General features: G+C 63.6%; 23 protein-coding genes. 10 read left to right on the top strand and 13 right to left on the bottom strand.

The genetic code is table 11. The annotated features are described in order from the left end of the window. Positions 1 to 40: 40 nt before the first annotated feature. From V1290_RS16625 to V1290_RS16570, 12 genes are all read right to left on the bottom strand, one after another. Positions 41 to 640, bottom strand: a complete 600-nt coding sequence (locus V1290_RS16625) for a L,D-transpeptidase (protein ID WP_334365414.1) — start codon at positions 638 to 640, stop codon at positions 41 to 43. Between the two features lie 176 nt (positions 641 to 816). Further along, a complete protein-coding gene (locus V1290_RS16620) occupies positions 817 to 915 on the bottom strand; it encodes a DUF2474 domain-containing protein (RefSeq protein ID WP_334365413.1) in 99 nt (32 codons plus the stop codon). Between the two features lie 29 nt (positions 916 to 944). Next, a complete protein-coding gene (gene cydB / locus V1290_RS16615) occupies positions 945 to 1,955 on the bottom strand; it encodes a cytochrome d ubiquinol oxidase subunit II (protein ID WP_334365412.1) in 1,011 nt (336 codons plus the stop codon). Next, the gene (locus V1290_RS16610) at positions 1,952 to 3,352 is read right to left on the bottom strand and encodes a cytochrome ubiquinol oxidase subunit I (RefSeq protein WP_334365411.1); all 1,401 of its coding nucleotides are present in this window, start codon (positions 3,350 to 3,352) and stop codon (positions 1,952 to 1,954) included. The genes cydB and V1290_RS16610 overlap by 4 nt, the downstream gene beginning before the upstream one ends. Positions 3,353 to 3,498: 146 nt before the next feature. Further along, positions 3,499 to 4,065 carry a thioredoxin family protein gene (locus V1290_RS16605; protein ID WP_334365409.1) on the bottom strand — a complete coding sequence of 189 codons (567 nt, stop codon included), beginning with the start codon at positions 4,063 to 4,065 and terminating at the stop codon, positions 3,499 to 3,501. 16 nt (positions 4,066 to 4,081) lie between these two features. Further along, positions 4,082 to 4,771 (bottom strand): cytochrome c biogenesis CcdA family protein, encoded by a 690-nt coding sequence (locus V1290_RS16600; protein WP_334365408.1) that lies wholly within the window; start codon positions 4,769 to 4,771, stop codon positions 4,082 to 4,084. A 236-nt stretch (positions 4,772 to 5,007) separates the two neighbouring features. Continuing rightward, complete coding sequence (locus V1290_RS16595) at positions 5,008 to 5,208, bottom strand: hypothetical protein (RefSeq protein ID WP_334365407.1); 201 nt, start codon at positions 5,206 to 5,208, stop codon at positions 5,008 to 5,010. Positions 5,209 to 5,385: 177 nt separating this feature from the next. Next, a complete protein-coding gene (locus tag V1290_RS16590) occupies positions 5,386 to 5,997 on the bottom strand; it encodes a sigma-70 family RNA polymerase sigma factor (RefSeq protein WP_334365406.1) in 612 nt (203 codons plus the stop codon). A gap of 413 nt (positions 5,998 to 6,410) precedes the next feature. Then, complete coding sequence (locus V1290_RS16585; protein WP_334368994.1) at positions 6,411 to 7,655, bottom strand: IS4 family transposase; 1,245 nt, start codon at positions 7,653 to 7,655, stop codon at positions 6,411 to 6,413. A 261-nt stretch (positions 7,656 to 7,916) separates the two neighbouring features. Beyond that, entirely contained in the window at positions 7,917 to 8,654 is a 738-nt protein-coding gene (locus V1290_RS16580) for a response regulator (RefSeq protein ID WP_334365405.1), read from the bottom strand. After that, positions 8,651 to 10,396 (bottom strand): ATP-binding response regulator, encoded by a 1,746-nt coding sequence (locus tag V1290_RS16575; RefSeq protein ID WP_334365404.1) that lies wholly within the window; start codon positions 10,394 to 10,396, stop codon positions 8,651 to 8,653. The genes V1290_RS16580 and V1290_RS16575 overlap by 4 nt, the downstream gene beginning before the upstream one ends. Next, positions 10,366 to 12,372 (bottom strand): sensor histidine kinase, encoded by a 2,007-nt coding sequence (locus V1290_RS16570; protein WP_334369054.1) that lies wholly within the window; start codon positions 12,370 to 12,372, stop codon positions 10,366 to 10,368. The genes V1290_RS16575 and V1290_RS16570 overlap by 31 nt, the downstream gene beginning before the upstream one ends. A gap of 638 nt (positions 12,373 to 13,010) precedes the next feature. Between V1290_RS16570 and ugpB the strand changes: the two genes are divergently transcribed. The 10 genes from ugpB to V1290_RS16520 all read left to right on the top strand — a co-directional run bounded on the left by ugpB (position 13,011) and on the right by V1290_RS16520 (position 24,162). Further along, the gene (ugpB, locus tag V1290_RS16565; RefSeq protein WP_442894993.1) at positions 13,011 to 14,324 is read left to right on the top strand and encodes a sn-glycerol-3-phosphate ABC transporter substrate-binding protein UgpB; all 1,314 of its coding nucleotides are present in this window, start codon (positions 13,011 to 13,013) and stop codon (positions 14,322 to 14,324) included. Between the two features lie 108 nt (positions 14,325 to 14,432). Then, positions 14,433 to 15,386 carry an aminoglycoside phosphotransferase family protein gene (locus V1290_RS16560; protein ID WP_334365403.1) on the top strand — a complete coding sequence of 318 codons (954 nt, stop codon included), beginning with the start codon at positions 14,433 to 14,435 and terminating at the stop codon, positions 15,384 to 15,386. A 229-nt stretch (positions 15,387 to 15,615) separates the two neighbouring features. Then, the gene (locus V1290_RS16555) at positions 15,616 to 17,238 is read left to right on the top strand and encodes an ABC transporter substrate-binding protein (protein WP_334365402.1); all 1,623 of its coding nucleotides are present in this window, start codon (positions 15,616 to 15,618) and stop codon (positions 17,236 to 17,238) included. Positions 17,239 to 17,468: 230 nt separating this feature from the next. Further along, a complete protein-coding gene (locus V1290_RS16550) occupies positions 17,469 to 18,482 on the top strand; it encodes an ABC transporter permease (protein ID WP_334365401.1) in 1,014 nt (337 codons plus the stop codon). Positions 18,483 to 18,491: 9 nt separating this feature from the next. Then, positions 18,492 to 19,391, top strand: coding sequence for an ABC transporter permease (locus tag V1290_RS16545; protein ID WP_334365400.1), 900 nt, complete (start codon positions 18,492 to 18,494; stop codon positions 19,389 to 19,391). A gap of 244 nt (positions 19,392 to 19,635) precedes the next feature. Further along, positions 19,636 to 21,423, top strand: a complete 1,788-nt coding sequence (locus tag V1290_RS16540; protein ID WP_334365399.1) for an ABC transporter ATP-binding protein — start codon at positions 19,636 to 19,638, stop codon at positions 21,421 to 21,423. Positions 21,424 to 21,442: 19 nt separating this feature from the next. Then, positions 21,443 to 21,625 carry a DUF4089 domain-containing protein gene (locus tag V1290_RS16535; protein ID WP_334365398.1) on the top strand — a complete coding sequence of 61 codons (183 nt, stop codon included), beginning with the start codon at positions 21,443 to 21,445 and terminating at the stop codon, positions 21,623 to 21,625. A gap of 7 nt (positions 21,626 to 21,632) precedes the next feature. Beyond that, complete coding sequence (locus V1290_RS16530; protein WP_334365397.1) at positions 21,633 to 23,030, top strand: AtzE family amidohydrolase; 1,398 nt, start codon at positions 21,633 to 21,635, stop codon at positions 23,028 to 23,030. A 2-nt stretch (positions 23,031 to 23,032) separates the two neighbouring features. Next, positions 23,033 to 23,461, top strand: a complete 429-nt coding sequence (gene hpxZ, locus V1290_RS16525; protein WP_334365396.1) for an oxalurate catabolism protein HpxZ — start codon at positions 23,033 to 23,035, stop codon at positions 23,459 to 23,461. After that, positions 23,458 to 24,162, top strand: a complete 705-nt coding sequence (locus tag V1290_RS16520; RefSeq protein WP_247512078.1) for a GntR family transcriptional regulator — start codon at positions 23,458 to 23,460, stop codon at positions 24,160 to 24,162. Before hpxZ ends, V1290_RS16520 begins: the two co-directional genes overlap by 4 nt. 93 nt (positions 24,163 to 24,255) lie before the next feature. Here the strand turns inward: V1290_RS16520 and atzF are convergent, their stop codons facing one another. Next, on the bottom strand, positions 24,256 to 26,064 hold the full coding sequence (atzF, locus tag V1290_RS16515) for an allophanate hydrolase (protein ID WP_334365395.1): 1,809 nt from the start codon (positions 26,062 to 26,064) through the stop codon (positions 24,256 to 24,258). Positions 26,065 to 26,136 lie beyond the last annotated feature (72 nt).

Here is a 26,136-nt window from a genome sequence, read left to right as displayed (position 1 = left end):
AGTCGGAGGGAATGGATCGGCCAGAGCGGCCGCGTCGCAATTACAGTTCCGGCTTCTGCCGGATAATCACCTTGGTGCCGACAGGCACGCGCTCATAGAGATCGGTGACGTCGGCGTTGACCAGCCGGAAGCAGCCGGACGAGACGGCGGTGCCGATGGTGTCGGGCCGGTTGGTGCCGTGGATACGGTAGACGGTGGTGCCGAGATACATCGCGCGCGCACCGAGCGGGTTGCCGGGGCCGCCAGCCATGAAACGCGGCAGATAGGGCTGGCGCGCGATCATCTCCGGCGGTGGCGTCCAGTCCGGCCACTCCGCCTTGCGGGTGATGTTCACAAGCCCCTGCCATTGAAATCCTTCGCGGCCAACGCCGATGCCGTAACGCAGGGCACGGCCGTTGCCCTGGATCAGGTAGAGGTGGCGCTCGGCCGTGACGACGATGATGGTGCCCGGCGGTTCGTTGGTGCGATAGAGCACCGCGGTCTTCCTGAACTGCGGATCGAGTTCGACGGATTCATCGGGCAGCAGACCGGGCTGGTCGCCGACGTCGGGCTGCCGCATCTGCGCCTGGCTCTGCGAGGCCGAAAGGACCAGACCGCCGGCGGCGATCACCATCCAGATCAGGTGCCGAAATTTTGTCATCGCAAAAATTCTCCTTGTTGGCGCGGCGGCCAAATGGTTGGCGCTTTGGCAAATCAGCGGAACCATCAAATCTCAGGGCTGGCTTGATGGCAAGTTTAGGGCGAATGCGGCGGATACGTGACTGAAATGTCGTCCATTTTCGTGGTCCACCAAATTCATGGGATATCCCGCCTGCCTTATTTCGGCGCGATCCACAGCCGCAGCAAAAACGAAAACAGCACGACGGTGCCGACGCCGCCGAGCCAGAGCGCGGCAAACCACAGCAAGCGCTGCATCAGAGGACGACGGGCCGGCTCGTTGGGCTTCAATGGTATCCACTCTCGGGTTTGACCTTGCCGCGAAACACCCAATAGGCCCAGGCGGTATAGCCGAGGATCAGCGGGATCAGCCCGGCGACGCCGACCAGCATGAAGAGCTGGCTGTTTTCCGGCGCCGCCGCCTGCCAGATCGTGATGCTCTGCGGCACGATATAGGGATACATGCTGATGCCGAGCCCGGCATAGGACAGCGCGAACAACGCCAGCGTCAGGAAGAACGGCTGGTAGTCGTATTTGTTGGCGAGACTGCGCAGCAACAGGGCGGTGACTACAGCAACCGAAATCGGTACCTGTGCCGTCATGAGGACGTTCGGCCAGGCGAACCAGCGCTCGGTGTACTGTATATGGAGGAACGGCGTCGCGATGCTGACCGCGCCGATCGCGCCCAGCATCGTGAGCAAAAATATCCAGCTCAGATGATAGGCGCGGTCACGCAACTCGCCTTCGGTTTTCATGACCAGCCATGTCGCCCCGAGCAGCGAATAGCCGATCACGAGCGAGATGCCGGTCAGGATGCTGAACGGCGTCAGCCAGTCCCACCAGCCTCCCGCATAGTGCCGCCCCTCGACGTGCACGCCCTGCAGGATGGCGCCGAGCGCGATGCCCTGCGCCAGCGTCGCCAGCAACGACCCACCGAAAAAGGCGATGTCCCACCTGTTTCGCGCCTTGGTCGTGCGCCAGCGGAATTCGAAGGCGACGCCGCGGAATACGAGGCCGAGCAGCATCGCAATCATCGGCGTGTACAGCGCCGGCATCAGCACGGCATAGGCGAGCGGGAAGGCCGCCATCAGGCCGCCGCCGCCGAGCACCAGCCAGGTTTCGTTGCCGTCCCACACCGGGGCGACGCTGTTCATGATGACGTCGCGGTCGCGCTTGTCCGGAAACAGCGGAAACAGAATGCCGAGCCCGAGATCGAAGCCGTCCATCACGACATAGACGAACACGGCAAAGGCGATGATGAAGGCCCAGACGGTGGCGAGGTCGACCGCGATGTTCATGAGCCGACCCCCTGGGCAGCCGGCGTGATGCCGGCGGTGCGGATCGGCGCCTCGTGTGATGACGGCCCCTCTTCACCCGGATGCGGCGGCGCCGCCATCAGGCGCAGCAGGTAGATCACGCCGGCGGCGAACACCGCGAAATAGACGATGATGAAGGCGATCAGCGAGGAGGCGACGGCCGGTGCCGCCAGCGGCGAGGCGGATTCAACCGTGCGCAGCAATCCATAGACCGTGAACGGCTGGCGGCCGACTTCGGTGGTGATCCAGCCCGCGAGCACGGCGATGAAGCCCGCGGGGGCCATTGCGACCGCGAACATGTGCAACAGCCGGGAATCGTAGAGCTTGCCCTGAATACGCATCAACAGGCTGAACAAGCCAAGCGCCAGCATGAGCAGTCCCATGCCGACCATGATCCGGAACGACCAGAACGTGATGGCGACCGGCGGCCAGTTTTCGCGCGGGACCGTGTCGAGGCCGGCCATCGGCGCGTCCGTCGAGTGTTTTAGAATCAGCGATCCCAATTTCGGCACTTCGACCGCATAGTCGACCCTGCCGGCGCTCTGATTGGGCAGGCCGAACAGGATCAGGGGCGCGCCGTCCTTGTGGCTCTCGAAGTGGCCCTCGATCGCCATGATCTTCACCGGCTGGTGCTCCAGCGTGTTGAGCCCGTGCTGATCCCCGGCGATGATCTGAATCGGCGCCACCAGCGTCGCCATCCACATCGCCATCGAAAACATCACGCGCGGGCCGGCGAGGTGCCGATCGCGCAACAGGTGCCAGGCACCGACTGCGCCGACCACCAGTGCCGTGGTCAGATACGCCGCCAGCACCATGTGCACGAGACGGTATGGGAACGACGGATTGAAGATCACTTTCAGCCAGTCGGCGGCGATGAACTGACCGGCCTCATTGACGGTGTGGCCGGTCGGCGTCTGCATCCAGGAATTGGCCGACAGAATCCAGAACGCCGAAATCAGCGTCCCGATCGCGACCATCAGCGTCGCCAGAAAATGCAGTTTTGGACCGACGCGGTTCAGGCCGAACAGCATCACACCGAGGAAACCCGCTTCGAGGAAGAATGCGGTGAGCACCTCATAGGCCATCAACGGCCCGATCACCGGGCCGGTCTTGTCGGAAAAGGCCGACCAGTTGGTGCCGAACTGGTAGGACATCACGATGCCCGACACCACGCCCATCGCGAAGGCGACGGCGAAGATCTTCAGCCAATAGTTGAACAGGTTGATGTAGACCTCGCGCCCGGTTGCGAGCCACAGCGCTTCGAGCACGGCGAGGTAGCTGGCGAGCCCGATCGAGAAGGCGGGAAATATGATGTGGAACGACATCGTGAAAGCAAACTGCGCCCGGGCCAATACGACCGCATCCCAGCCTTCGAACATCGACACCACCCGTCGCTAGTTTCGCCGGCCGCAATCTTTTTTTAAAACTGGATGACAGTTTTTCGGAGATCGCGCCCGGACCCGGCGCGGAGCCTACCACGCCGGGTGCGACGATAGTACCCGCGCGCGCTGCGCGGATCGGCATTTCAGCTATTCGCGTTCAGGAGCCCGGCGACCGTGCGCTCGATCTGCTCGTATTGACCCTCGCCATCGTGCTGGAATACGATCTTTCCGTTCTGGTCGACGATGTATTGCGCCGGCCAATAGCGGTTGCGGTAAGCGTTCCAGGTTCGCGAGTCGTTATCTTGCGCCACCGGATAAGTGATGCCGTGCCGCTTCAGCGCGGCCTGAACGTTGGACGCAGACCGCTCGAACGGAAATTCCGGCGTGTGAATGCCGACGACGACGAGGCCACGGTCCTTATATTTGGCGTAGAGCGCGGTGACATGCGGCAGCGTGTTCACGCAGTTGACGCAGCCATAGGTCCAGAAATTCACCAGCACAACCTTGCCGCGGAGATCGGCGAGCTTGAGCGGCGCCGAGTTGAACCAGTTGCCGAGACCGACGAAATCGGGCGCGGTGGCTGGCGCCGCGGCGACGGTAAGCGGCGTTTCCAGCGCGCGTGGCGCCTCGCCACTGGCGGCAGGTAACGCTGAACCCGCGAGAGATGCTGCAACGATGGCAGCCGATGCGGCGAGCGAACGTAGATTCATGGCAATCTCCATTGCATCAGAGGCCGATCTGGCCGTTGGGGTAAAATCCGGTCAGCCACGACACGATCAGCGTGTCGTATTGGAAGTAAGACAGCAGCGCGAAGGCTATGACGACGATGCCGAATCCCTGCTGCAGCCGCGGCGCGATCCGTGCGACGCTGCGAACGCGGGTGGTGACGGCCTGGCCGCCATAAGCGATCGCGAGCATTGGCAAGCCCGCGCCGATTGCGTAGACGACCAGCAGCAGGCTGGCCCAGGCGGTGTCGTTCGACGTGGCGATGACGGTCAGGATCGAGCCGAGGACCGGTCCGGCGCAAGGCGTCCAGACCAGGCCGAGTGTCGTGCCGAGCACGAAGCCGCCGATCATTCCCTGCCGGGAGGCCGCCGCAGCGCCGGCGAAGCCGCCGATGCGAACCGACAGCCATTCGAACGGCGCCGGCCAGATCATCAATAATCCAAAGCCGACTAGAAGAATCGCGGCGGCGTTGCGCAGATGATTGGGATCGAAATCGAATGCGCGCGTGATCGCGCCCAGCAGCAATGCCACCATCGAGAATGACATCACAAAGCCGAGCGCGATCATTGCCGGCCGCGCCTTGCCGGTCTGGCCGACCGATGCCCCGAGGAGGATAGGCAGCACTGGCAGCGTGCAAGGCGCGGCCACAGTGACGACGCCTGCGAGCAGCGCGAGTACGAGATTGAGCATCGAAAGCATCCATCACCAGTCCCGGCGAGACATTGCCGGGTGCATGATGGACTTCGCGGTGACGGGGCGGGGCGTTACGCCAGCGGCGCTTCAGCCGGCGTCACGTCCGTGTGAGACTCGTTCGGCCCGCGTACACGGAATCCGGAGCCCAAAACAGAGCGACCCGGCTGGGGGGCATCCCGGCCGGGTCGTTGGAGGTCGCTTGGGAGTCTGGAGCTTGGGAGGTAAAGAAGCATTCAGCGGGGGGTCTCGCTGTCGTAGGAGATCACACAGATCTCCTTGGGACTCTTGGTGCCGCAATCGACCACCTGTTCGCGCACGAACGTCGAACCGGCGTCGCGCTGAGCGCGAGGCTGAACGTTCTGGGCCGACAGGGTGGCCAGGGTTGCGACGGCGCCGAGCGGGACGATGAAAAAGCGGAAGGACGGCTTCAGCATGTTCGCTCTCCTGTTCGGCGTTGGCGTTTACGTCGGTGGTGATCGGTATAGGGGTGAGCTTTTCCGGGTGATGTCGTGAAATGTTTCATTTGTTTCGTCGGAAGTAATCTTTGTCCGTCGAAACCGCCCCGTTTTTCCGTCCCTATCGCCAATCTAACTGTTTGAAATCGCTTGTCTTTAGGCGGCGATGCTGTCCACGCCGGCGCCCTTAAGCAACTCGGCCAATTGTTTGCGGGCATAGAACATGCGGGTCTTCACCGTGCTCTGGGGGATACCGATGATCGCGCCGGCCTCTTCCACGGACTTCTCGTGGTAGTAGACCAGGTTGATGATCTCGCGATGTGCCGGCGACAGCTTGGCGACGCAGGCGCGCAGGATGGCGCTGGTGTTGCTGCGGTCGAGCGAGGCTTCCGGCGTGTCGGCCTCGTCGGGGATCTCCAGCACGTCGTCCTGCTCGATGTCCTCATGCTTGCGCTGGCGCAGCGCGGTCAGCGCCTTGAAGCGGGCGATCGACAGCAGCCAGGTCGAAACCTGCGAGCGGCCCTCGAACTGGGCGGCGGTCCGCCACACGTCGAGGAACACCTGGCTGACGAGGTCTTCGGCCATCGTGGTGTCACGCACCATGCGCAGCACGAAGCGGTAAACCCGGACGTTATGACGGGAGTAAAGCACATGCATCGCCGTGCGGTCGCCCTTGGCAATACTCTGCAGCAGCGTTTCGTCCGATGTCGCGCGGGCGGCGGCAATCGACTTCTTGGCTGCGGCGTTGATGGCGATGACGTTCGACATGACAGGCTCCCCTTGCGCCACGAGGTGCGGCGTTCCGTTGGGAGAATTGTTAATGAGCCTCCGTTTCGGGATGTCTGCTCGAAAAGGGGAAAATGGTTTCGTGCGGCAGAGAATTGTTTCGTTGCAGGGCCCGCGACGAAACATTCGGGGACAAAATGCCAGTAATTTCAATATGCGGAAAATTGGAAGAGATGAGATTTGGGTCCCGGAACAAATCCCGTCGTCCCGGACAAGCGAGCGTAGCGAGCGCGATCCGGGATCCATAACCACCGATGTTGATTATCGAAATACGCTGGAGCCCCAGCCAGGCGAAATTACGAACGCCTGTGGTTATGGGCCCCTGCGTTCGCAGGGGCGACATGTTGAGAGGTCCTCGCCTCTATCCCGTCGTCCCTGCGTTCGCACTAGGGCATCTACACGCTTGCCGGGCCATATACGAGGAGTTGGAAGCGAGCCATTCCCATGTGGAAGGTGATTGGTCCAGGTGGGCGATGAGAGGCGTAACCGGTCCATCCGCCGAGCTTTGCGATGATCCATGCCGCCCAGGCGACAGTGTTGGGGCGATGGTGGTTCTTCTGGAGCTCGGTGCGGCCTTTCAGGGTTTTGTTGATGGCCTTGAGCGCTTCGATCTCGTCCGGCGTGAACACAAATTCGACCTGCAATTGTTCGCCGCCATTGCGGGCTTGAACGAGCTGGATGACGATACATGCTACTCTGGTGGCGATCGCCACGAGTTTGATCAGGCCTTCAGCGCTGTCGAGCTGACTATCCTCGATGCGCAGACCCTGGCTCTTCAGCGAGCGAAAGAGCTGTTCGATGATCCAGCGCTGCTTGTACCAGGAGACGATCCGCCAGGCATCGGCGGCGGTGACGACCGGATGAGTGGTCAGGAGCAACCAATGAATGGGCTTGGCGCTCTTCGGGGGGTGCAACTCGACGACCTCCACGAAGCTGACTTTGACGCCCTGTGGCAGGTCTTTCACGCCGGGGCGCTGCGGTCGTTTGAGCACAACGGTTCCGAGGCGCATGGAGAGGTGGGCCTGGCGACCGTGGCGATCCATTCGCTTTGGTAGATCGATCACCGCCTTGTCGCAGAAGCGGGCCCGCGCGACCGCCTGATAAAGCGTGCCGCCATCGACCAGCGCATGGTCGTGCATGGCGCGCGACAGGAGGTGGACATTGTCAGCGGGTGTCAGCGACCAGTGAGCAAAGAAATCCCCCTCGCGGTCGTTGACGACGGTGATCATACGAGCAGCGACCAGAACCTCGCAGCCTTGCTTAGCCGTCGTCACCCAGCGCGCCGATTCCTTGTCGGCCAAGGCGCGCTTCTCGTGAGCGATCCTGGCCTTGCGCTTGCGCGTCCACACCTCACCGCCGGTGAGCCCGAGACAGACCCCGCTATCGGCATCGACCGCCATCATGGCATGCAGCAGCACGCCGCGAGCATTGCCTTTGCCGACCTTGCCCAAGTCGCGCCGATGTCCCGGACGAGTGTGGAAGTTGATCTCGCTGGTGTCCTGGATCGACAGCACATGACGCCCGCTGACCGCCATCGACGTCTGCAGGCTCCAGCCTTCAATCAGCTTGTCGATCGTGACTTGCGGATTGTTCACAAACCGCCAGAACGCCATGTTCGCGGCCCAGTTGCCCTGCGCCATCTGGCGCAAACAGACACTGCGCGTGCAAAGCATAGCCCGGAGAAGCGCCGCCCCCTTTTATCGAGGCGAACGTCTCCAAACTTACCCAGGGACAAATCCGGTTCCTGCTGCATCTCTGGCGCTCCTTCGAATCAAAGCGCCAGAGAGAGAGAATCATACAAAACGCTGCGGCGAACGCACATCATGCCGCCCCGAGTCAATCTGTCGCGTCCCCAAGACGTGTAGATGCCCTAGTGCGTTCGCAGGGACGACAAAGAAAGCCTAACCCTTCTCGCCGGTCGGCGAGAACAGGTAGCCGCCGCCTCGGATGGTGCGGATCACGGCGGGCTTGGTGGGGTCGATTTCGATCTTGCGGCGGATACGCATGATGCGCAGATCGACGGCGCGGTCGAAGGCTTCGGCGTCGCGCGCATTGGCCAATTCCAACAGCCGCTCGCGCGACAACACCCGCTTCGGATTCGCCGCGAATACTTTCAAGAGGCCGAATTCGGAGGCCGTCAGCGGATGCTCGTTGCCTTCGTCGTCGCGCAGCGCCTGGGCTTCGAGGTCGAGCCATTTGGTGCCGAACCGCACCAGTTGTTCCTTCTCCGCCTTGGCTGCCGCGGGCTCGGGCGTCGCCGTCTTGGCCGGCGTGCTGCGGCGAAGCACGGAGCGGATGCGCGCCATCAGCTCGCGCAGCTCGCAGGGCTTTGCGATGTAGTCGTCGGCGCCGAGTTCGAGGCCGACGACGCGGTCGATCGGGCTTGCGGTCGCCGTCAGCATGATGACGGGGACGTTGATGCGGCTCTTGAGGTCGCGAATGATCGAAAGCCCATCTTCCTCGGGCATGTTGAGGTCGAGCACGACGAGGTCGGGCACGGCGTTCTCGATCTCCTTGCGCAGGCTCTTTCCCCCGTCGCACAAGGTGACGCCGAAGCCGTGCATCTTGAGGTAATCACCGACCATCTCGCGGGCCGGCGCCTCGTCGTCGACGATGAAGATATGCGGGCTCTGGGTCATGTCGTCTCTGTCGCAGGCAGTGTAACCGTAAATGTCGATCCCTGCCCGGGTCCGGCACTTTCCGCAGTCACATGGCCGCCATGCATGTCGATAATACGTTTGACGATCGACAGACCGAGGCCGGTCGAGCTTTCGCCGGCGGTCGGCTTGGCCGAGAGCCGCTGGAAGCGGCCGAACAGCCGGCCGAGATCCTCCGGCGAAAGGCCGGCGCCCTGGTCGGCGATGCGAATCACCGTGTCGCTGCCTTCATGGCTCACAGTGACCGTGATCTTGCCGCCGATCGGCGAATACTTGATGGCGTTGCTGACGAGGTTGTCGATCGCCTCGCGGATCCGGTCGGCGTCGCACATGGTAACGATATTCGGCGGGGCTGACACCGTGACGGCCTGCTGCTTGTTGACGGCCGAGGGCAGGTTGGAATCGGCGACCTCGGTCACGAGCGCGGCGACATCGACCGGTTCGCGGCGGATGGTGATGTCGAAGGCATCCGCCATTGCATCCGAAATCAGGTGATCGACCATCGAGGTCAGGCGTTTGGTGGCATCCCTGATGTGCTCGACCTGCGCGGTGACGTTCTCCTTCGGCGAGCCCGCGCCGATCAATTCGGTCAACATCTCGGTGCGGCCGAGGATCACGCCGAGCGGGTTCTTCAAATCGTGCGCCACGGTGCCGAGAATTTCGTTCTTGAAGCCGTTGGCGCGCTGCAGCCGCAGCCACTGCGCCGAGAGCCTGCGGTTGGCCTGCATCAGCGCGCGGGTGCGCTGGGCGACGCGGTCCTCGAGCTGGGTGTTGGCCTCATGCAGTTGGCGATAGAGGATGACGTTGTCGAACGCGATCGACAGCCGGCTGGAGAAAATCTCGACCAGCGCGCGGTCGGTATCGGAAAGCTGGCGCTCGGCCTGCAACAGCACCACCACTTCGCGGCCGCTGCCGGTCCGCAAGTACAGCACGCTGCGGTGGTCGGCGAATTCGTTCTTGCGGCGCTGGAAGGCGGCCTCCACCATTTGCCGCAAGTCCGGATCGAGCGCCTTGGAGCTGGTCGTGCCGATGAACCGGCTGTAACAGCCCGAGCCCGCCAGCACCGAGAATTCGCTCCCCGGGGCGCCGTCGTCGCGCAGCACCAGAATGCCGGCGCAGTCGACATTGAGCAGCGAGGCGAGCTGCGTCAGCACGCCTTCCGCCAGCCGCTGCATCGATTTGAAATCGTACAGCGTCGAGGCGGCGTCGATGATGATTTCAAGCCCGCGCCTTGTCTGCACCATGCGCTCGAGCTGCTGGTAGCTGCGCAGCGCCGCGGTCAGCGAGGTGAACAGCTTGTCGGCTGTCAGCTCGGTCTTGGCCTTGTAGTCGTTGATGTCGTACTGGACGATGACGCGGCGCTCGGGCGCCTGCCCGGGCTGGCCGGTGCGCAGGATGATGCGGACGGTCTCGTTCTTGATCTCGTTGCGGATGTATTCGACCAGCTCCAGGCCCGCGACGTCGGTCTCCATGATGACGTCGAGCAGCACGGCCGCGATGTCCGGATTGTCGCGCATCAAGATGCGGCCTTCGGCCGCGGAATAGGCCGACAGGATCTCCAGCGTCGCGCCGTTGAGACTGTAATCGCTGAGCGCAAAGCGCGTGCCCTCGTGCACGGCGGCATCGTCGTCGATGACGGCGATCTTCCACTTGCGCGCGGACGAGTCCTCCGGAGCCAATCCGGTATCGTCGATCAGGTGGAGGACATCGTCCTGTTCGGCCATTGCGAAGTTCCGTCGGCTGCTGTCTGGTCTGTACTCGTGGATACGGCTGTCGATCCGCCCCTGGCGACTTTCGGCATGATAATGCGGAATGTGGTGCCTTGTCCCAGCCTTGACTCCAGCATCATCCGGCCGCCGAGCTGTTGAGTGACAAGATTATAGACGATATGCAAGCCCAGTCCGGTGCCGCCCTCGTTGCGGCGCGTCGTAAAGAACGGGTCGAATGCCTGCCGTTGCACGTCCGGCGTCATTCCGGCCCCGTTATCGGCAAAGATGATCTCGACATCGTCGCTGCCGCGCGCCCGGGCCGAGATCGTGATCGCGCCGGAGCGGCCATCAGCAAAGGCATGATTGGCGGCATTGAGGAAAAGATTGGTTAATATCTGGCCGTACGAGCCGGGATAGCCGTCAATGACGAGCCCTTCCGGCACCTCGACCGACAGCGTGATCGCCGCTTTCTTCAACACCGGCCTTAAGCTCGCGACGATCTGGTCGGTGGCCTCGCTCAGGTTGAATTGCCGGCGCTCGGCGTGCGAGCGGTCGACCGCCACCTGCTTGAACGACTGGATCAGCTCGCCGGCGCGGTGCAGGTTCGCTACCAGTTGCTGGGCGGCGTCGCGCGAGCTCTTGACGAATTCGTCGAGCTTGGAGCGACGGAGCGGCCCGGTCCGCAACTCGGATTCGAAGGTTTCAGCCCGGCGCGCAAAGCTCGACGCCACCGTCAGGCTGATGCCGATCGGGTTGTTCACCTCATGGGCGACGCCGGCGACCAGCCCGCCGAGCGCCGCCAGCCGCTCGGCGTCGATCAGGTTCTGCTGCGCGGTGTTGAGCTCGAGCAGCGCGCTCTCGGCTCTTTCCTTCGAGGCGCGCAGTTCGTCCTCGGTCTTGCGCTTGGCGATGGCGTTCTCGCGGAAGACGTCCACCGCACGCGCCATGGCGCCGACCTCGTCTCTCGCGGTGGTGCCCTGCACCCGGCGATCGTAATTGCCCGACGTGATTGCATGCATCGCCGCCAGGATCTGCTGCAGCGGCAGACGGATCGAGAGCGCGATCAAGACGCCGGCGGACAGGATGATGCCGAGGAACATCACGGCGATCGACAGCACCCGGCGCGAGATGCCTGACAGCGTCTTGTCAAAAGTCTCCTGCGCCTTTTGCTCGCGCTGGCGCATCTTGTCCGATAGCTCGTCGATGACCGCAATGGCCTCGGCCTGGCTGGCATCGATGGTATTGCGCAACAGTTCGGTCCGGACCGCGAGCTGTTCGGTCAGTTTGGCCATGCCCTCGCGCAGCGCCACGGTCCGGGCCTGCAACCGCGTCAGCGCCATGCGCTGCAAATCATTATCTGCCAGATCGGTCATCACGGGGATGGTCTTCTCGATCGTCTCGGTATTCCTGCGGGCGTCCTCGGCGGAGCCTGAGGCGGGCGACAGGTAATAGGCATTGGCGGCAACCAGCATGGCCGTAAACGCCTCGCGCGACTTTCCGAGCGCGGGCCAGATCTGCGCGTCGCGATGCCCGGTGGCGCCTTCGATGATCGAATACAGCCCGGCCATCTCCCGGGCCGGTCCCAGCACCTGCTGCTCATAGGTCTTGGTGATGGTGGCCTGCACGGCGCGCAATTCGCCGAAGCCGTTGAGGAAACGGTCGGTGACCTGTTCGAGCCGCTCGACTGACCCCGATAGCATCGGGTCGTTCGAGGCGCGCGTCGTGAGCGTGCCCAGTACGGCCTCTCGCAGCAGCAGGATCTCGGCGAACAGCTCAGGGCTTGGCTGGTTGATGTAGCGGTGGATCAGGTTGTGCAGCCGGCTGGTTTCGCTTTCGAGGTGCGCCAGGATCTTGTCTGATTCCCGCACCTGCCGGACGTCGTCCCATGCAGAGCCCAGCACGTTGGCGCCGTTCCAGATCAAGACGGCGAGCACCATGACGACGGCGGAGTTCAATCCCGCGATCGACAGAATCCGCCATCGGATCGGCACCGCGCGGAGCCATTGGACGACGTGAAAGCGCCCGCGCGCGGCGAAGCTCGCCGGCCGTTCCGCTGGTCGCTGCTGTTGCGGCGCGCCGGTCAAATCCACTCCACTCTGCGAAGGCGCCCGACCAATAACGGCGCCACCGTCCCGATCAATGCAACGTTGGTACGGTGGAGATCGATCGCACCGGTCCAGGTCTGTCCGGAACGGTCCTGTTCCGTGCCGCACGGGCGGGAATGGAACATTTCGATCCGATACCTGTCGTTTCGGGGATCGGCGGCAGGAAATCCGCGCGCAAAAACGCCCGTTGAGACCGCCGTAAGCAACAGCGCGACAACAAGCACCAAGGTCCGCGAAAGGTTGGCGCGGCGATACACAGGCGACAAATCCCCTTAGAGATGGAGTCTGCAGCGGGAAGAAAAGGTTCAACGCAATTTTAGCAGAATTTGCCGATGCTTGGCTATTGGTAGCATGGCGGTGCGGGGTCTATCCTGGGGTTACCCTGATGCGCCGGCTGCAATCTTTAATTGTGCATTGCAGTGATGTCGGCGGATTGAAACCGCGGTCGCGGGGATTTATGAGGGCGCGGCGAACGGGTACATCGCTCGCGCGGCAGAGCAGGGTGATCACCGGTGAAATCGGCCTTGAGGTTCTTGCAACTCGCAGCGCTCGCCGCCATGGCGCTTGCGTCCCCCGCCCACGCCGCCACCACCGAGATCATGTGGTGGCACGCGATGTCGGGGGAACTCGGCAAGCAACTCGAAAAGCTGGCGGCCGATTTCAATGCGTCGCAGTCCGACTACCGGATCGTGCCGACCTACAAGGGCAACTACACCGCGACGGTGACGGCGGCGATCTTCGCATTCCGATCGCGAAGCCAGCCCGCCATCGTTCAGGTCAACGAGATCGCCACCGCAACCATGATGGCGGCAAAAGGGGCGATCTATCCGGTGTTCGAGTTGATGCGCGACCAGTCGGAGCCGTTCTCGCCGGAGGCGTATCTGCCGGCCGTGACCGGCTACTATTCTGACGTCGCCGGCAATATGCTCTCGTTCCCGTTCAATGTCTCGACCCCAATCCTTTACTACAACAAGGATCTGTTCCGCGCCGCCGGCCTCGACCCTGAGGTGGCGCCGAAGACCTGGGCCGAGGTCGGCGCCGCGGCGAAGCGCCTGCGTGCGGCTGGCTCGCCCTGCGGGCTCACCACATCCTGGCCGTCGTGGGTCCATGTCGAGAATTTTTCCGCCTTTCACAATCTGGCGCTGGCAACCCGGGGCAACGGCTTTGGCGGTCTCGATGCCGAGCTGACCTTCAACAATCCGGACGTGGTTCGGCACATCGCGCAACTCGCGGAATGGCAGACGACGAAAGTTTTCGACTATAGCGGCCGCGGGGAATTGGCCGAGCCGCGCTTTCAAAAGGGCGAATGCGCCATCTTCATCGGCTCTTCCGGGACTCGCGCCGACATCAAGGCCAATTCCAAATTCGAGGTCGGCTACGGCATGATCCCATACCGGCCCGACATCGCCGGCGCCCCGCAAAACTCGATCATCGGCGGCGCCACGCTATGGGTGCTGCGCGACCGGCCGCACGCCGAATACACCGGCGTTGCGCGGTTCTTCGCCTATCTCTCCAAGCCCGAGGTTCAGGCCGCCTGGCACCAGAACACCGGCTATCTGCCGATTACCCGCGCCGCTTTCGATCTCACCCGCGCGCAGGGCTTCTACGATCGCAATCCGGGCACTGCGATCGGAATCGAGCAGATGACTTTGAAGCCGCCGACCGAGAATTCGAAGGGAATCCGGCTTGGGTCCTTTGTGCTGATCCGCGACGCCATCGAAGACGAGCTGGAGCAGGTCTTCAGCGGCAAGCGCACTGTGCAGGCGGCGCTCGACGCCGCCGTCGAGCGCGGCAACCGCCTGCTGCGCCAGTTCGAGCGGGCCAACCCGGATCGGTAATCTCACAGCGTCATTGCGAGCGCAGCGAAGCAATCCATCTGTCTCCGCGCTGAGGTATGGATTGCTTCGCTTCGCTCGCAATGACGACAAACAAAGTTCAGTGCCCGCATGACCGCATCTTTGCCGCCATTTACCGGCTACGAGCCCTTCCGCGCCTTTCGCGCCGATCCGGCGCAATGGCTGCCGATCGCGCGCGATATCGCTCGCGGCCATGGCCTGGCGTGCGCAGCGCCGCACGTTTTCTCCACCGGCACCAATCTCGTCATGGCCCTCGACGAAAAACTCATCCTCAAAATCTTTCCGCCATTTCTTCGCGCCCAATTCGTGTCGGAGCGTGGCGCGCTGGCGCAGCTTCATGGACGGCTTCGCGCTGCGATCCCTGAAATCGTCGCCGAAGGGGAGCGCGACGGATGGCCATATCTCGTTATCACGCGGCTGTCGGGCGTGTTGGGCGTGGATGCCTGGCCATCGCTGCCGGAAGCGGACAAGGAGCGCGTGCTTGCCGAAGTCGGCGAGACCATCGCCGAGGTGCAGCGCGTCCCCGTCGGACCGCTTGGGCAGATCGAGCCGGGCTGGGATGTCTTCATGCGCCGGCAGATCGAAGGATGCCGCGCCCGGCACGCGCGTCTTGGATTGCCGCAGAAATTTCTCGATGGCCTGGATGAATTGCTGCGCGATGCGGCCCCGCTGGTCACGCTGGAGGGGCCAGCGGTGATCCTGACCGGCGAATATATCCCGGAAAACTTCCTGCTAACCCGCAGCGGTCCAGATTGGCGGCTCGCGGGGTTGATCGATTTCGGCGACGTGATGACGGGCAGGGGCGAATATGACCTGCTTGGCCCCAGCGCTTTCATGACCGCCGGCATGCCGCGGCGGGTCCGAAGCCTGTTCGAGGGCTTCGGATATTCAGCCGCTGATATCACACCCGAGCTGAAACGGCGGCTGATGGCGCTGATGCTGCTGCATCGGGCCAGCGATCCGGTCAGGGCATTCTGCATCGAGGGATGGCAGGAGAAGGCCGCGGACCTCCATGAATTGCAGGATTTGCTCTGGCCAATTTGAGCGGAGCACAGCAATGGAGCGCTCGAAACGACTGCACACTAATTGAGCAAATATGCATCTCTGTATGCAATCCGCCAGGATGCTGCGTCCCCGGACGCCATTTCGCTTCGGACGCATTCGCCAGCAGCATCAATGAGTTGGCGTGAAAGTAAGTTTTCCTTAAACGTTGGCACGAACCTTGCGATTCCAGTTCCAAAGCCGTTTTCCCTCGGGCGTTGGAGCATCACCCATGAAGCGTCGCGATTTCCTCAAATCCGTGTCGGGGTTGGCGGCCGCCGGCGCGCTCACGCCGGCTCCGGCGATTTGGTCCTCCGCCAAGGCGCAAGCGCGGTCGGAAACGTTGCTGATCGTCTCGGAAAGCGGCCCCAACAATCTCGACATTCACGGCGTCGGCACCAACGTGCCCGGCTATGAGGTGTCGTGGAATTGCTACGACCGCCTGATCAGCCACGAGATGAAGAGCGGTCCGGGCGGCGTGCCGTATTACGACCGCGACAAGTTCAAGCCCGAACTCGCCGAGGACATGAAGGTCGGCGACATGTCGGTGACCTTCAAATTGAAGAAGAACGCGAAATTCCACGACGGCGCGCCGGTCACGGCGAAGGACGTCAAATGGTCGCTCGATCGCGCCGTCAGCGTCGGCGGCTTTCCGACGTTCCAGATGGGCGCGGGCTCGCTGACCAAGACCGAGCAGTTCGTCGTCGTCGACGACAACACGGTGCGGATCGATTTCGCCAAGAAGGACCGCCTCACCATCCCCGATCTCGCGGTCATCGTGCCGTGCATCGTCAATTCCGAGCTGGTGAAGAAGAACGCCACCGAGAAGGATCCGTGGGGCCTCGAATACACCAAGCAGCAGACCGCGGGCTCCGGTGCCTACAAGGTGGTGAAGTGGACGGCCGGCACCGAAGTCATCATGGAGCGCAACGACGCCTGGGTCGGCGGTCCCTTGCCGAAGGTCAAGCGCGTGATCTGGCGCATGGTGCCGCAGGCCGGCAACCGCCGCGCGCTGCTGGAGCGCGGCGATGCCGATATTTCCTACGATCTGCCGAACAAGGATTTCGTCGAGCTGAAGGACAGCGGCAAGCTCAACATCGTCTCGGTGCCCTATTCCAACGGCGTCCAGTATATCGGCATGAACGTCAAGATCGCGCCGTTCGACAACGTCAAGGTCCGCGAGGCCGTCGCCTGCGCGATTCCCTATCAGAAGATCATGGATGCGGTGCTGTTCGGCCTGGCCAAGCCGATGTTCGGCGCCGCAGCCGACAAGGCGACCGAGGTGGCCTGGCCGCAGCCGACCAAATACGTCACCGATATCGCAAGAGCCAAGGCATTGCTGGCGGAGGCCGGCTACCCCAACGGTTTTGAGACCACGCTGTCGTTTGATCTCGGCTTTGCCGGTGTCAACGAGCCGCTCTGCGTTCTGGTGCAGGAGAGCCTGGCGCAAATCGGCATCAAGACCACGATCAACAAGATCCCCGGCGCCAACTGGCGCACCGAACTGAACAAGAAGGTGCTGCCGCTCTACACCAACGTGTTCTCCGGCTGGCTCGACTATCCCGAATATTTCTTCATCTGGTGCTACGACGGCAAGAATTCGATCTTCAACACCATGAGCTACCAGTCGAAGCCGATGGACGAATTCATCCACGGCGCCGTCGACGCGGCGGCAATTGGCAACACGGCCAAATACGATGCTGACGTCAAAGGCTTCGTCGATCTCGCCTTCAAGGACATCCCGCGCATCCCGCTGTATCAGCCCTACGTCAACGTCGCGATGCAGAAGAACGTGTCCGGCTATCAATACTGGTTCCACCGGAGGCTGGATTATCGCGCGCTGGTGAAGGCGTGAATTGTCATGCTGCGTGCGGGTGAAACACTGGCTTGCTCCATTGTCTCCCGATCCAGTGAGGGACGCAATGCTCTCTCACTCCCTCCCCCCTTGCGGGGGAGGGGCGGGGAGAGGGGTAAGCCACACGCACCGCCGTTGCCGCCACCCCTCTCCCCAGCCCTCCCCCGCAAGGGGGGAGGGAGCGCAATTGCGCCTGCGGCAGCACCTCGTCTCATCACCGGGAGCGCATCATGCTGACCATGATCGGCAAGCGGCTGATGTTTGCTATACCCTCGCTCATCGGGGTCGTGATCGTCACCTTCCTGCTGACGCGCGCGCTGCCGGGCGACCCGGCCGCCTATTTCGCCGGGCCCGCGGCGAGCAAGGAAGCGATCGAGCAGATCCGCAAGAAGCTCGGCTTCGACAAGCCGCTGATCGAGCAGTTCTTCCGCTACACCAACGATCTCGCGCATGGCGACTTCGGCAATTCGCTGACGACAGGCCAGCCGGTCGCCACCGAAATCCGCAACCGCCTGCCGGCGTCCGCCGAACTGACGCTGCTCGGCCTCATCGTCTCGATCACAATCGCGATTCCGCTCGGCGTGCTCGCCGCGACCCGGCCGGGCTCGTGGATCGATCACCTCTGCCGGATCACGACAACGGCCGGCGTATCGCTGCCGGTGTTCTTTACTGGCCTCGTGCTGGTGTACTTGTTCTATTTCAGGCTCGGCTGGTCGCCGGCACCGCTCGGCCGGCTCGACGTGTTCTACAGCGCGCCGCCGACCGTGACCGGTCTCTATCTCATCGACGCCCTGATCGCGCGCGAGTTCGAGACGTTTCGTTCGGCGCTGAGCCAGCTCATCCTGCCGGCGGCGACGCTGGCGGTTTTCTCGCTGGCGCCGATTGCGCGCATGACGCGGGCCTCGATGCTGGCGGTGCTGGCCTCTGACTTCGTCCGCACCGCGCGCGCCAGCGGGCTTTCTCCATCGACCGTGATCGTCACCTACGCGTTCCGCAACGCGATGCTGCCCGTCATAACCACGCTCAGCATGGTGTTCTCGTTTCTGCTCGGGGCCAACGTGCTGGTCGAGAAGGTGTTCGCGTGGCCCGGCATCGGTTCCTATGCGGTGGAAGCGCTGATCTCGTCGGACTTCGCGCCAGTGCAGGGCTTCGTGCTGACCATGGCGGTCATGTACGTGCTGCTCAATCTGGTCATCGACATTCTCTACGGCGTGATCGATCCACGCGTGCGGCTTGAGGGGTGAGGTTCAAAGATGAGTAGCGTTGCGCCTGCCGTTGAACCTGCTGCTCCCGCCCGCACCTCGGGTTTGGCGGCGATGTTCGAGCATATCGGCTACGTGCTCGGCGAGAACCGCGTCACCGCCTTTGCTTTCGGTTTGCTCGTCATCATCCTGTTTGCCGCGATCTTCGGCCCCTACATCGTTCCCTACGATCCGCTCGCCAGCGATACCGCTGCGGCGTTGAAGCCGCCGTCGGCGGCGCATTGGTTCGGCACGGACCAATTGGGCCGCGATATCTTCAGCCGCGTCATCGTCGCCACAAGGCTCGATACCTTCATCGCGGTCGCCTCGGTGGGGCTGGTGTTCCTGATGGGCGGACTGGCCGGCATCGCCGCCGGCTATTTCGGCGGCTGGACCGACCGCATCGTCGGGCGCATCGCCGACACCATCATGGCGTTTCCGCTGTTCGTGCTGGCAATGGGCATCGTGGCGGCACTCGGCAATACCGTGCAGAACATCATTTTCGCCACCGCGATCGTGAACTTTCCGCTCTATGCCCGCGTCGCCCGCGCCGAAGCCAATGTGCGCCGCAACGCCGGCTTCGTGCAGGCGGCGCGGCTGTCAGGCAATGGCGAGATGCGGATCCTGCTGGTGCACATCCTGCCCAACATCATGCCGATCATGATCGTGCAAATGTCGCTGACCATGGGCTACGCGATCCTCAACGCCGCAGGCCTCTCCTTCATCGGGCTCGGTGTGCGGCCGCCGACGGCGGAATGGGGCATCATGGTCGCGGAAGGCGCCACCTTCATGGTGTCGGGCGAATGGTGGATCGCGCTGTTCCCGGGGTTGGCGCTGATGATTGCGGTGTTCTGCTTCAATTTGCTCGGCGACGGCCTGCGCGACATCGTCGATCCGCAGCGGAGGACGTGATGGGTGTCTCCACGCTCGCAGCTGCGCTCCCTCCCCCCTTGCGGGGGAGGGTTGGGGAGAGGGGTGGCCGCGGGAGAGATGGGAGTTTGTGGCTACCCCTCTCCCTGCCCCTCCCCCGCAAGGGGGGAGGGAATGAGAGAGTTGTGCCCAACTTACGCGCGAATCACTCTCGAAGATTATCCAGTGAATCCAACCTCGTTCTACTTTGCATGGGGTTGTTTTCGATATTTTTGCGGAGGTCGTCATGACCGCCCAGCCCCTGCTCGACGTCAACGACCTCACCGTCGAGTTCACCACGCGACGCGGCATCGTCAAGGCCGTGCAGCATGTCAACATTTCAGTTGCCAAGGGCGAGACGCTCGGCATCGTCGGCGAATCCGGCTCCGGCAAGTCGGTGACGTCATATGCCGTGATGCGGATCCTCGACCGCGCCGGCAGGATCGCCGACGGTTCGGTGATGTTCTCCGGCATCGACGTCAAGGCCGCGAGCGAAAACGAGATGCGCGATTTGCGCGGCCGTGAAATCTCGATGATCTTCCAGAACCCGCGCGCCGCGCTCAATCCGATCCGCAAGGTCGGCGACCAGATCGAGGACGTGCTGCGCCAGCACGTGCAGAGCGCAGCCAGCGATCGCGGCGAGAAGGCGATCGAGGCGCTGGAGCAGGTCAAGATCGCCCGTCCACGCGAGCGCTATCATGCCTATCCGTTCGAACTTTCGGGCGGCATGTGCCAGCGCGTCGTGATCGCGCTAGCGCTGGCCTGCAATCCGCAGCTCCTGATCGCGGACGAGCCGACGACGGGACTCGACGTCACCACTCAGAAAGCCGTGATGGACCTGATCGTGGAGCTGACGAAGCGCCGGCACATGTCGACGATCCTGATCACGCACGATCTGGGCCTCGCCGCCGCCTACTGCGATCGCGTGGTGGTGATGGAGAAGGGCCGCGTGGTGGAGACCGCGAGGTCGGCGGACATCTTTGCAAAGCCCGAGCACGCCTACACCAAGAAACTGATGCGCGCGACGCCGCGGCTCGGCGTGTCGTTGCGGGATCTGCTTCCGGAGGAGGAGGTTTTAGCCTCTCCCCGCCCATCCGCTGTCATGGCCGGGCTTGACCCGGCCATCCATCCATCTTCGAAAGACTCTTCCTCAGAGGCGATGGACCCCCGGGTCAAGCCCGAGGGTGACGACCTTCCAAAGCCTCTCCTCCTCGTCGAAAAGCTGGTCAAGGAATACCCGCGCCAGGGCGCGAGTGCGGTGCTGTCAAAACTGTTCTCTCGCAAGCCGCCGGTGGAGGCGGAAGTATTCCGCGCCGTTAACGGCATCAGCTTCACCGTTGGCCACGGCGAGAGCGTTGGCCTCGTCGGCGAATCCGGCTGCGGCAAATCGACGACGTCGATGATGGTGATGCGGCTATTGGATCAGACCTCCGGGCGCATCAGTTTCGACGGCGAGGAGATCGGCGCCATCCTGCCGCAGGCCTTTGCGCGGCTGCCGCTGCGCAAGAGCATTCAGATGGTGTTCCAGGATCCGACCGACAGCCTCAACCCGCGCTTCACCGCGGCACGCGCCATTGCCGATCCGCTTCTGCAGCTCGGCGACATCAAGGGGCGCGACGCGCTGCGCGCTCGCTGCGAGAAGCTCGCCGGTTTGGTCGGCCTGCCCGTCGATCTGCTCGATCGTTTCCCGCATCAACTGTCCGGCGGCCAAAAAGCCCGCGTCGGCATCGCTCGCGCAATCGCGCTGCATCCGAAACTCGTGATCCTCGACGAGCCAACCGCGGCGCTCGACGTCTCCGTGCAGGCCGTGGTGCTCAATCTACTACAGGATCTGAAAGCGTCGATGGGCATGAGCTATTTGTTCGTGTCGCATGATCTGAATGTGGTGCGTCTGCTTTGCGATCGTGTCATCGTGATGCGGGCGGGGCGAATCGTCGAGCAGGGCTCGTCGGAGCGTGTGCTCGGCGATCCGCAGGACGCCTACACCAAGGAATTGCTGACGGCGATCCCGCATCCGCCGTTGCCAGTTCACTAGAAACTCGAATGGAAGCGAAATGGCCGCCGATCCCCTGGATAATTACATCGACGCCGTCGCCAAGGCGCTGGCGCTGCCGGTTGAAGAAGCCTGGCGGCCGGCGGTGCGGGCGAACCTCGAAGTGTCGCTGAGGCTGGCGCGGCTGGTCGACGAATTCCCGCTGCCGGACGAGATCGAGCCGGCCAGCGTCTACACAGCGTGACAAGGCCATGACCGTGAACAGTGATGGGCTATCGGCCCAACAAATCGCGCAGGCCGTCGCAGGCGGCAAGCTATCCGCACTCGACGCGACCGAAGCCGCAACGGCGCGAATCGCCAAATATGATTCCGTGCTGAACTCGTTTACCGACATCACCGCCGATCGCGCGCGCGCGAAAGCCCGCGCGGTCGATGCCGCCGTCGCCGCCGGTCAGAAGGTCGGCACGCTCGCCGGCGTGCCGTTCGCGGTGAAGAACCTGTTCGACGTCAAGGGTCTCGCCACCCGCGCTGGATCGAAGATCAACCGCGATCTCGCCCCATCACCGCGCGACGCCACGCTGATCGAGCGCATGGAAGCGGCCGGCGCCGTGCTGGTCGGCGCGCTCAACATGGGCGAATACGCCTATGACTTCACCGGCGAGAACGTGCATGACGGCCCGTCGCGCAATCCGCACGATCCGACGCGGATGACCGGCGGCTCCTCCGGCGGCTCTGGCAGTGCGGTCGGCAGCGCTCTTGTTCCGATCGCCCTGGGATCCGATACCAACGGCTCTATCCGCGTGCCCTCGTCGTTCTGCGGCGTCTTCGGCTTGAAGCCGACCTATGGCCGGCTTTCGCGCGCCCGTTCGTTCCCCTTTGTCGCAAGCCTCGATCATCTGGGTCCCTTGGCGCGTAATGTCGACGATCTCGCGCTGGCCTATGACGCCATGCAGGGCCCCGACGCTGACGACGCCGCCTGCACGACACGGCCGGTCGAACCGGTTGCGCCGCTGTTGGCGAAAGGCGTCGACGGCCTGCGGGTCGCGGTGGCCGGCGGGTATTTTCAGAAGAACGTCTTTCCGGAAGCGGTCGAGGCCGTGGCGCGCATCGCCAAGGCGCTGAACGCGACCAAGACGGTCGAAATTCCCGAAGCCGCGCGCGCCCGCGCCGCGGCCTACGTCATCACTACGACCGAGGGCGCGTCGCTGCATCTCGATCGCCTGCGCCAGCGTCCGAACGATTTCGATCCCGCGGTGCGCGACCGCCTGATTGCGGGCGCGATGGTCCCGGCTCCGCTGGTCGACCGCGCGCAGAAATTCCGCCGCTGGTATCGGGCAAGGGTGTTGGAGCTGTTCCAATCGGTGGACGTAATCATCGCACCGGCGACGCCCTGCATCGCGCCCAAGCTCGGCCAGGCAACCTTTACGCTCGATGGCGTCGAATTGCCGGTGCGCGCCAATATCGGCATCCACACCCAGCCGATTTCGTTCATCGGTCTTCCGGTGGTGGCGGTACCGGTGCCGCTCGAGCCGATGCCGATCGGCGTGCAGATCATCGCCGCGCCGTGGCGGGAAGATATCGCCTTGCGGGTTGCGCATGCGCTGGAGCGGATGGGCGCCGCCGCGGCACCCGCGCCGAGAGGATTGTGAGCATGGAGATCGATCTTCCCGACGTGCTCGCCGAAGTCACCGCGCAGTTCGAACGCTACGAAAAGGCGCTGGTGTCGAACGACGTGGCGGTGCTGGACGAATTGTTCCGCGACGATCCCCGCACGCTGCGCTATGGCATCGGCGAAAATCTCTACGGCTACGACGCCATCATGGCGTTCCGCGCCGCGCGCTCGCCGGTCGGGTTGATGCGGCGGACCGACAAGACGGTGATCACGACCTATGGCCGCGATACCGCCGTCGCCTCCACGCTGTTCTATCGCGACGGAGCACCCGGAAGGGTCGGGCGGCAGATGCAAACCTGGATACGGTTTCCCGAAGGTTGGAAGATCGTCGCGGCCCATGTCAGCATGATCGACGAGCCCGAATCTTGCGAGCAAACGTCTTCCAAGCAAATGGATCAAAAGGCATGAGTCTGGAAGATCTGCCGGAAGCCACGGTTCGCCGCGTCGATCGCCCTTCGTCGCAGCGGGACAAGGTCACGCGCGCAGAAGAACTGCGGCTGCAGCTCGCCGACGAGATCGTGCGCGGTGTGCTGCCGCCGGGATCGGCGCTCGACGAGACCGATATCGCCCGGCGCTTTGCCGTGTCGCGCACGCCGGTGCGCGAGGCCCTGCGACAACTCGTGGCGAGCGGCCTGGTGGAGGCGCGGGCCCATCGCGGCGCGGTGGTGGCGCAGCCGTCGCTGGACCGCCTGACCGAAATGTTCGAAGCGATGGCGGAGCTGGAAGCGTTGTGCGCGGGGCTCGCGGCCGAACGGATGCCGCCAGGGGACCGTCAGAAGCTGGAGGCGATCCATGAAGAATTGCGGGTGCTGAGCCATGCCGGCAATCCCGAACGCTTTCACGCAGTCAACGAGCGTTTCCACAACGCGATCTATGCCGGTTCGCAGAACAGCTACATCGCCGAGATGACGCTGGCGACGCGGGTGCGCGTGCAGCCATTCCGCCGCGCTCAATTCCGCAATCTCGGGCGGCTGGCAAAATCGCATGCCGAGCACGACCGCGTCGTGGTCGCGATCATGCGCGGCGACAAGGCGGGCGCTGCGGCCGCGATGCGCGCGCATATCGAACTGGTGCGCGGGGAGTACGAAATTTACGCGGTGTCGGTGTAGACGCTCGTCATTGCGAGCAGCGAAGCGACGAAGCAATCCATCGTTCCGCATACGCGGAGGGGTGGATTGCTTCGCTTCGCTCGCAATGACGGCTCAAGCCGTCGCCTTCTCCGCCATGAACGCGCGCCAGCCGCCATAGGTTGAAATATCGCGCGCGCCGTTGATGGCGGCAGGCTCGACCAGAAATCCCTTCACGCCTCTTTCGTCGGCGAGCCGGATCGTGCCGATCCCGAGCGGCGGCGGGATTGCGGCTACGAATTTGCCGAAGGCTGTCGCCGACAGCGCCCAAAGCTCGAGCTTGATCGAACTGCCCGCGCCTTGCTCCACGCGCAGCATGCCGGGTTTCGGCGGCACCGTGTCGAGCGCGTAGAGCTTGTAGTCCGGCGCGGTCGCGGTCGCCTCGATCAGGCGGGCGCCGAGCACCTGCAACTCGCCATTGAGCGCCATGCCGGAAAGATGCGCGCCGACCACCGCGAGGGTGATTTCATCGCCGCTCGCGGCTGCCGGCAACGAAACGAGCGGCGGCTGCATCAGCCCCTTGGCTCCCATCTTCAGTTGGGTGTGGGCATGAAACACCCGCCCGATGCTGGCGAGCTGCGCGTCGCGTCCCGCGGGCGCCAGCAGCGTGATGCCGAACGGAATGCCGTCCGCGCGCATCACGGCCGGCAACGCGAGGCCGCAGAGGTCGAGCAGGTTGACAAAATTGGTGTAAGTGCCGAGCCGGCTGTTGAGCTCGATCGGATTGGCCAGCACCTGCGCGGTCGAATAGGCGGTCGGCGCCGTCGGCAGCACCATCGCGTCGAAATGGGCAAAGCTGCGCTCGGCTGTGCGTCGTAGCGCCTGCAGCCGATAGAGTGAAGCAAAGGTGTCGGCGGCGGTCAGCCGCGCGCCGGCGGCGGTGATTTCGCGGGTCACCGGATGAATCGAATCCGGCGAGGATGCCAGGAGGTCGCGGATGACAAGGTATCGCTCGGCGACCCACGGGCCTTCGTAAAGCAGCCGCGCGGTCTCATAAAAGGGTTCGAGGTCGAACTCGACCAGCGTGGCGCCGAGCGCCGTCCAGCGCTTGAGCGCCTCGCCATAGGCTTTCTCGGAAGCCGCGTCGCCAAAGAAGATCAATTGGCCATTGCGCGGCACGCCGAGCCGGAGTTTCTCGGGAAATGCCGACATCGGTCCCAGCGGCCGGTCGCGCGAAAACGGATCGGCACAGTCGGCGCCCGCCATCGCAGCCAGTGCGGTCATCGCATCGTCGACGGTGAGCGAGAAAACCGAAACGCAGTCCAGCGTGCGGCAGGCCGGGACCAGCCCGGCGTTGGAGATCAGCCCAAGGCTCGGCTTGAGTCCTACGATGTTGTTGAGCATCGCCGGCACGCGGCCCGAGCCCGCGGTGTCGGTGCCGAGCGCAAGCGGCACGAGGCCGGCGGAAACCGCCACCGCCGATCCTGAACTCGATCCGCCCGGCACGAGATCGGCGCGGATCGGATTGACGGGAATACCATAGGGCGAGCGGACGCCGACCAAGCCGGTCGCGAACTGGTCGAGATTGGTCTTGCCGATAACGATGGCGCCGGCCGCCCGCAGCTTTGCGACCGCCGTCGAGTCCTGCGCGGGGAAAAAGGAAAAGGCCGGGCAGGCCGCCGTGGTCGCTAAGCCCAGCGCGTCGATATTGTCCTTCACTGCGACCGGGACGCCGAGCAGCGGAAGCAATGCCGCATCTTTCGAGGCCAGCGCTTCGGCCTCCGCCACCGCATCCTTCTCGTCGCGCAGGCTGATGAACACGGCGGGATCATTATGGTCGCGGATGCGCTGATAGCAGCGCGCGACGGTTTGGGCCGGGGTGATCGCGCCGGCGCGGTGCGCGGCGACAATGGCAGCAACGGTTTCAGGCGCGTCGGACCCCATGGCAGCAAAACTCCAGCGAGCAAGGTTACCCGGACTAAGGTTACCAAGCTGAAGCAAGCGATGTGCCATTGT

This window comes from Bradyrhizobium sp. AZCC 1578, assembly GCF_036924675.1.
Taxonomy (GTDB): Bacteria; Pseudomonadota; Alphaproteobacteria; order Rhizobiales; family Xanthobacteraceae; genus Bradyrhizobium.
Note: the sequence above shows the minus strand (reverse complement) of the source record. Positions and strands in the feature narration are given on the sequence as shown.

What these genes read in the sequence shown, in the direction of transcription:
- V1290_RS16625 (WP_334365414.1), bottom strand. Translation starts at nt 640, where the DNA reads ATGACAAAATTTCGGCACCTGATCTGGATGGTGATCGCCGCCGGCGGT.
- V1290_RS16620 (WP_334365413.1), bottom strand. Translation starts at nt 915, where the DNA reads ATGCAGCGCTTGCTGTGGTTTGCCGCGCTCTGGCTCGGCGGCGTCGGC.
- cydB (WP_334365412.1), bottom strand. Translation starts at nt 1,955, where the DNA reads ATGAACATCGCGGTCGACCTCGCCACCGTCTGGGCCTTCATCATCGCC.
- V1290_RS16610 (WP_334365411.1), bottom strand. Translation starts at nt 3,352, where the DNA reads ATGTTCGAAGGCTGGGATGCGGTCGTATTGGCCCGGGCGCAGTTTGCT.
- V1290_RS16605 (WP_334365409.1), bottom strand. Translation starts at nt 4,065, where the DNA reads ATGAATCTACGTTCGCTCGCCGCATCGGCTGCCATCGTTGCAGCATCT.
- V1290_RS16600 (WP_334365408.1), bottom strand. Translation starts at nt 4,771, where the DNA reads ATGCTCAATCTCGTACTCGCGCTGCTCGCAGGCGTCGTCACTGTGGCC.
- V1290_RS16595 (WP_334365407.1), bottom strand. Translation starts at nt 5,208, where the DNA reads ATGCTGAAGCCGTCCTTCCGCTTTTTCATCGTCCCGCTCGGCGCCGTC.
- V1290_RS16590 (WP_334365406.1), bottom strand. Translation starts at nt 5,997, where the DNA reads ATGTCGAACGTCATCGCCATCAACGCCGCAGCCAAGAAGTCGATTGCC.
- V1290_RS16585 (WP_334368994.1), bottom strand. Translation starts at nt 7,655, where the DNA reads ATGGCGCAGGGCAACTGGGCCGCGAACATGGCGTTCTGGCGGTTTGTG.
- V1290_RS16580 (WP_334365405.1), bottom strand. Translation starts at nt 8,654, where the DNA reads ATGACCCAGAGCCCGCATATCTTCATCGTCGACGACGAGGCGCCGGCC.
- V1290_RS16575 (WP_334365404.1), bottom strand. Translation starts at nt 10,396, where the DNA reads ATGGCCGAACAGGACGATGTCCTCCACCTGATCGACGATACCGGATTG.
- V1290_RS16560 (WP_334365403.1), top strand. Translation starts at nt 14,433, where the DNA reads ATGACCGCATCTTTGCCGCCATTTACCGGCTACGAGCCCTTCCGCGCC.
- V1290_RS16555 (WP_334365402.1), top strand. Translation starts at nt 15,616, where the DNA reads ATGAAGCGTCGCGATTTCCTCAAATCCGTGTCGGGGTTGGCGGCCGCC.
- V1290_RS16550 (WP_334365401.1), top strand. Translation starts at nt 17,469, where the DNA reads ATGCTGACCATGATCGGCAAGCGGCTGATGTTTGCTATACCCTCGCTC.
- V1290_RS16545 (WP_334365400.1), top strand. Translation starts at nt 18,492, where the DNA reads ATGAGTAGCGTTGCGCCTGCCGTTGAACCTGCTGCTCCCGCCCGCACC.
- V1290_RS16540 (WP_334365399.1), top strand. Translation starts at nt 19,636, where the DNA reads ATGACCGCCCAGCCCCTGCTCGACGTCAACGACCTCACCGTCGAGTTC.
- V1290_RS16535 (WP_334365398.1), top strand. Translation starts at nt 21,443, where the DNA reads ATGGCCGCCGATCCCCTGGATAATTACATCGACGCCGTCGCCAAGGCG.
- V1290_RS16530 (WP_334365397.1), top strand. Translation starts at nt 21,633, where the DNA reads ATGACCGTGAACAGTGATGGGCTATCGGCCCAACAAATCGCGCAGGCC.
- hpxZ (WP_334365396.1), top strand. Translation starts at nt 23,033, where the DNA reads ATGGAGATCGATCTTCCCGACGTGCTCGCCGAAGTCACCGCGCAGTTC.
- V1290_RS16520 (WP_247512078.1), top strand. Translation starts at nt 23,458, where the DNA reads ATGAGTCTGGAAGATCTGCCGGAAGCCACGGTTCGCCGCGTCGATCGC.
- atzF (WP_334365395.1), bottom strand. Translation starts at nt 26,064, where the DNA reads ATGGGGTCCGACGCGCCTGAAACCGTTGCTGCCATTGTCGCCGCGCAC.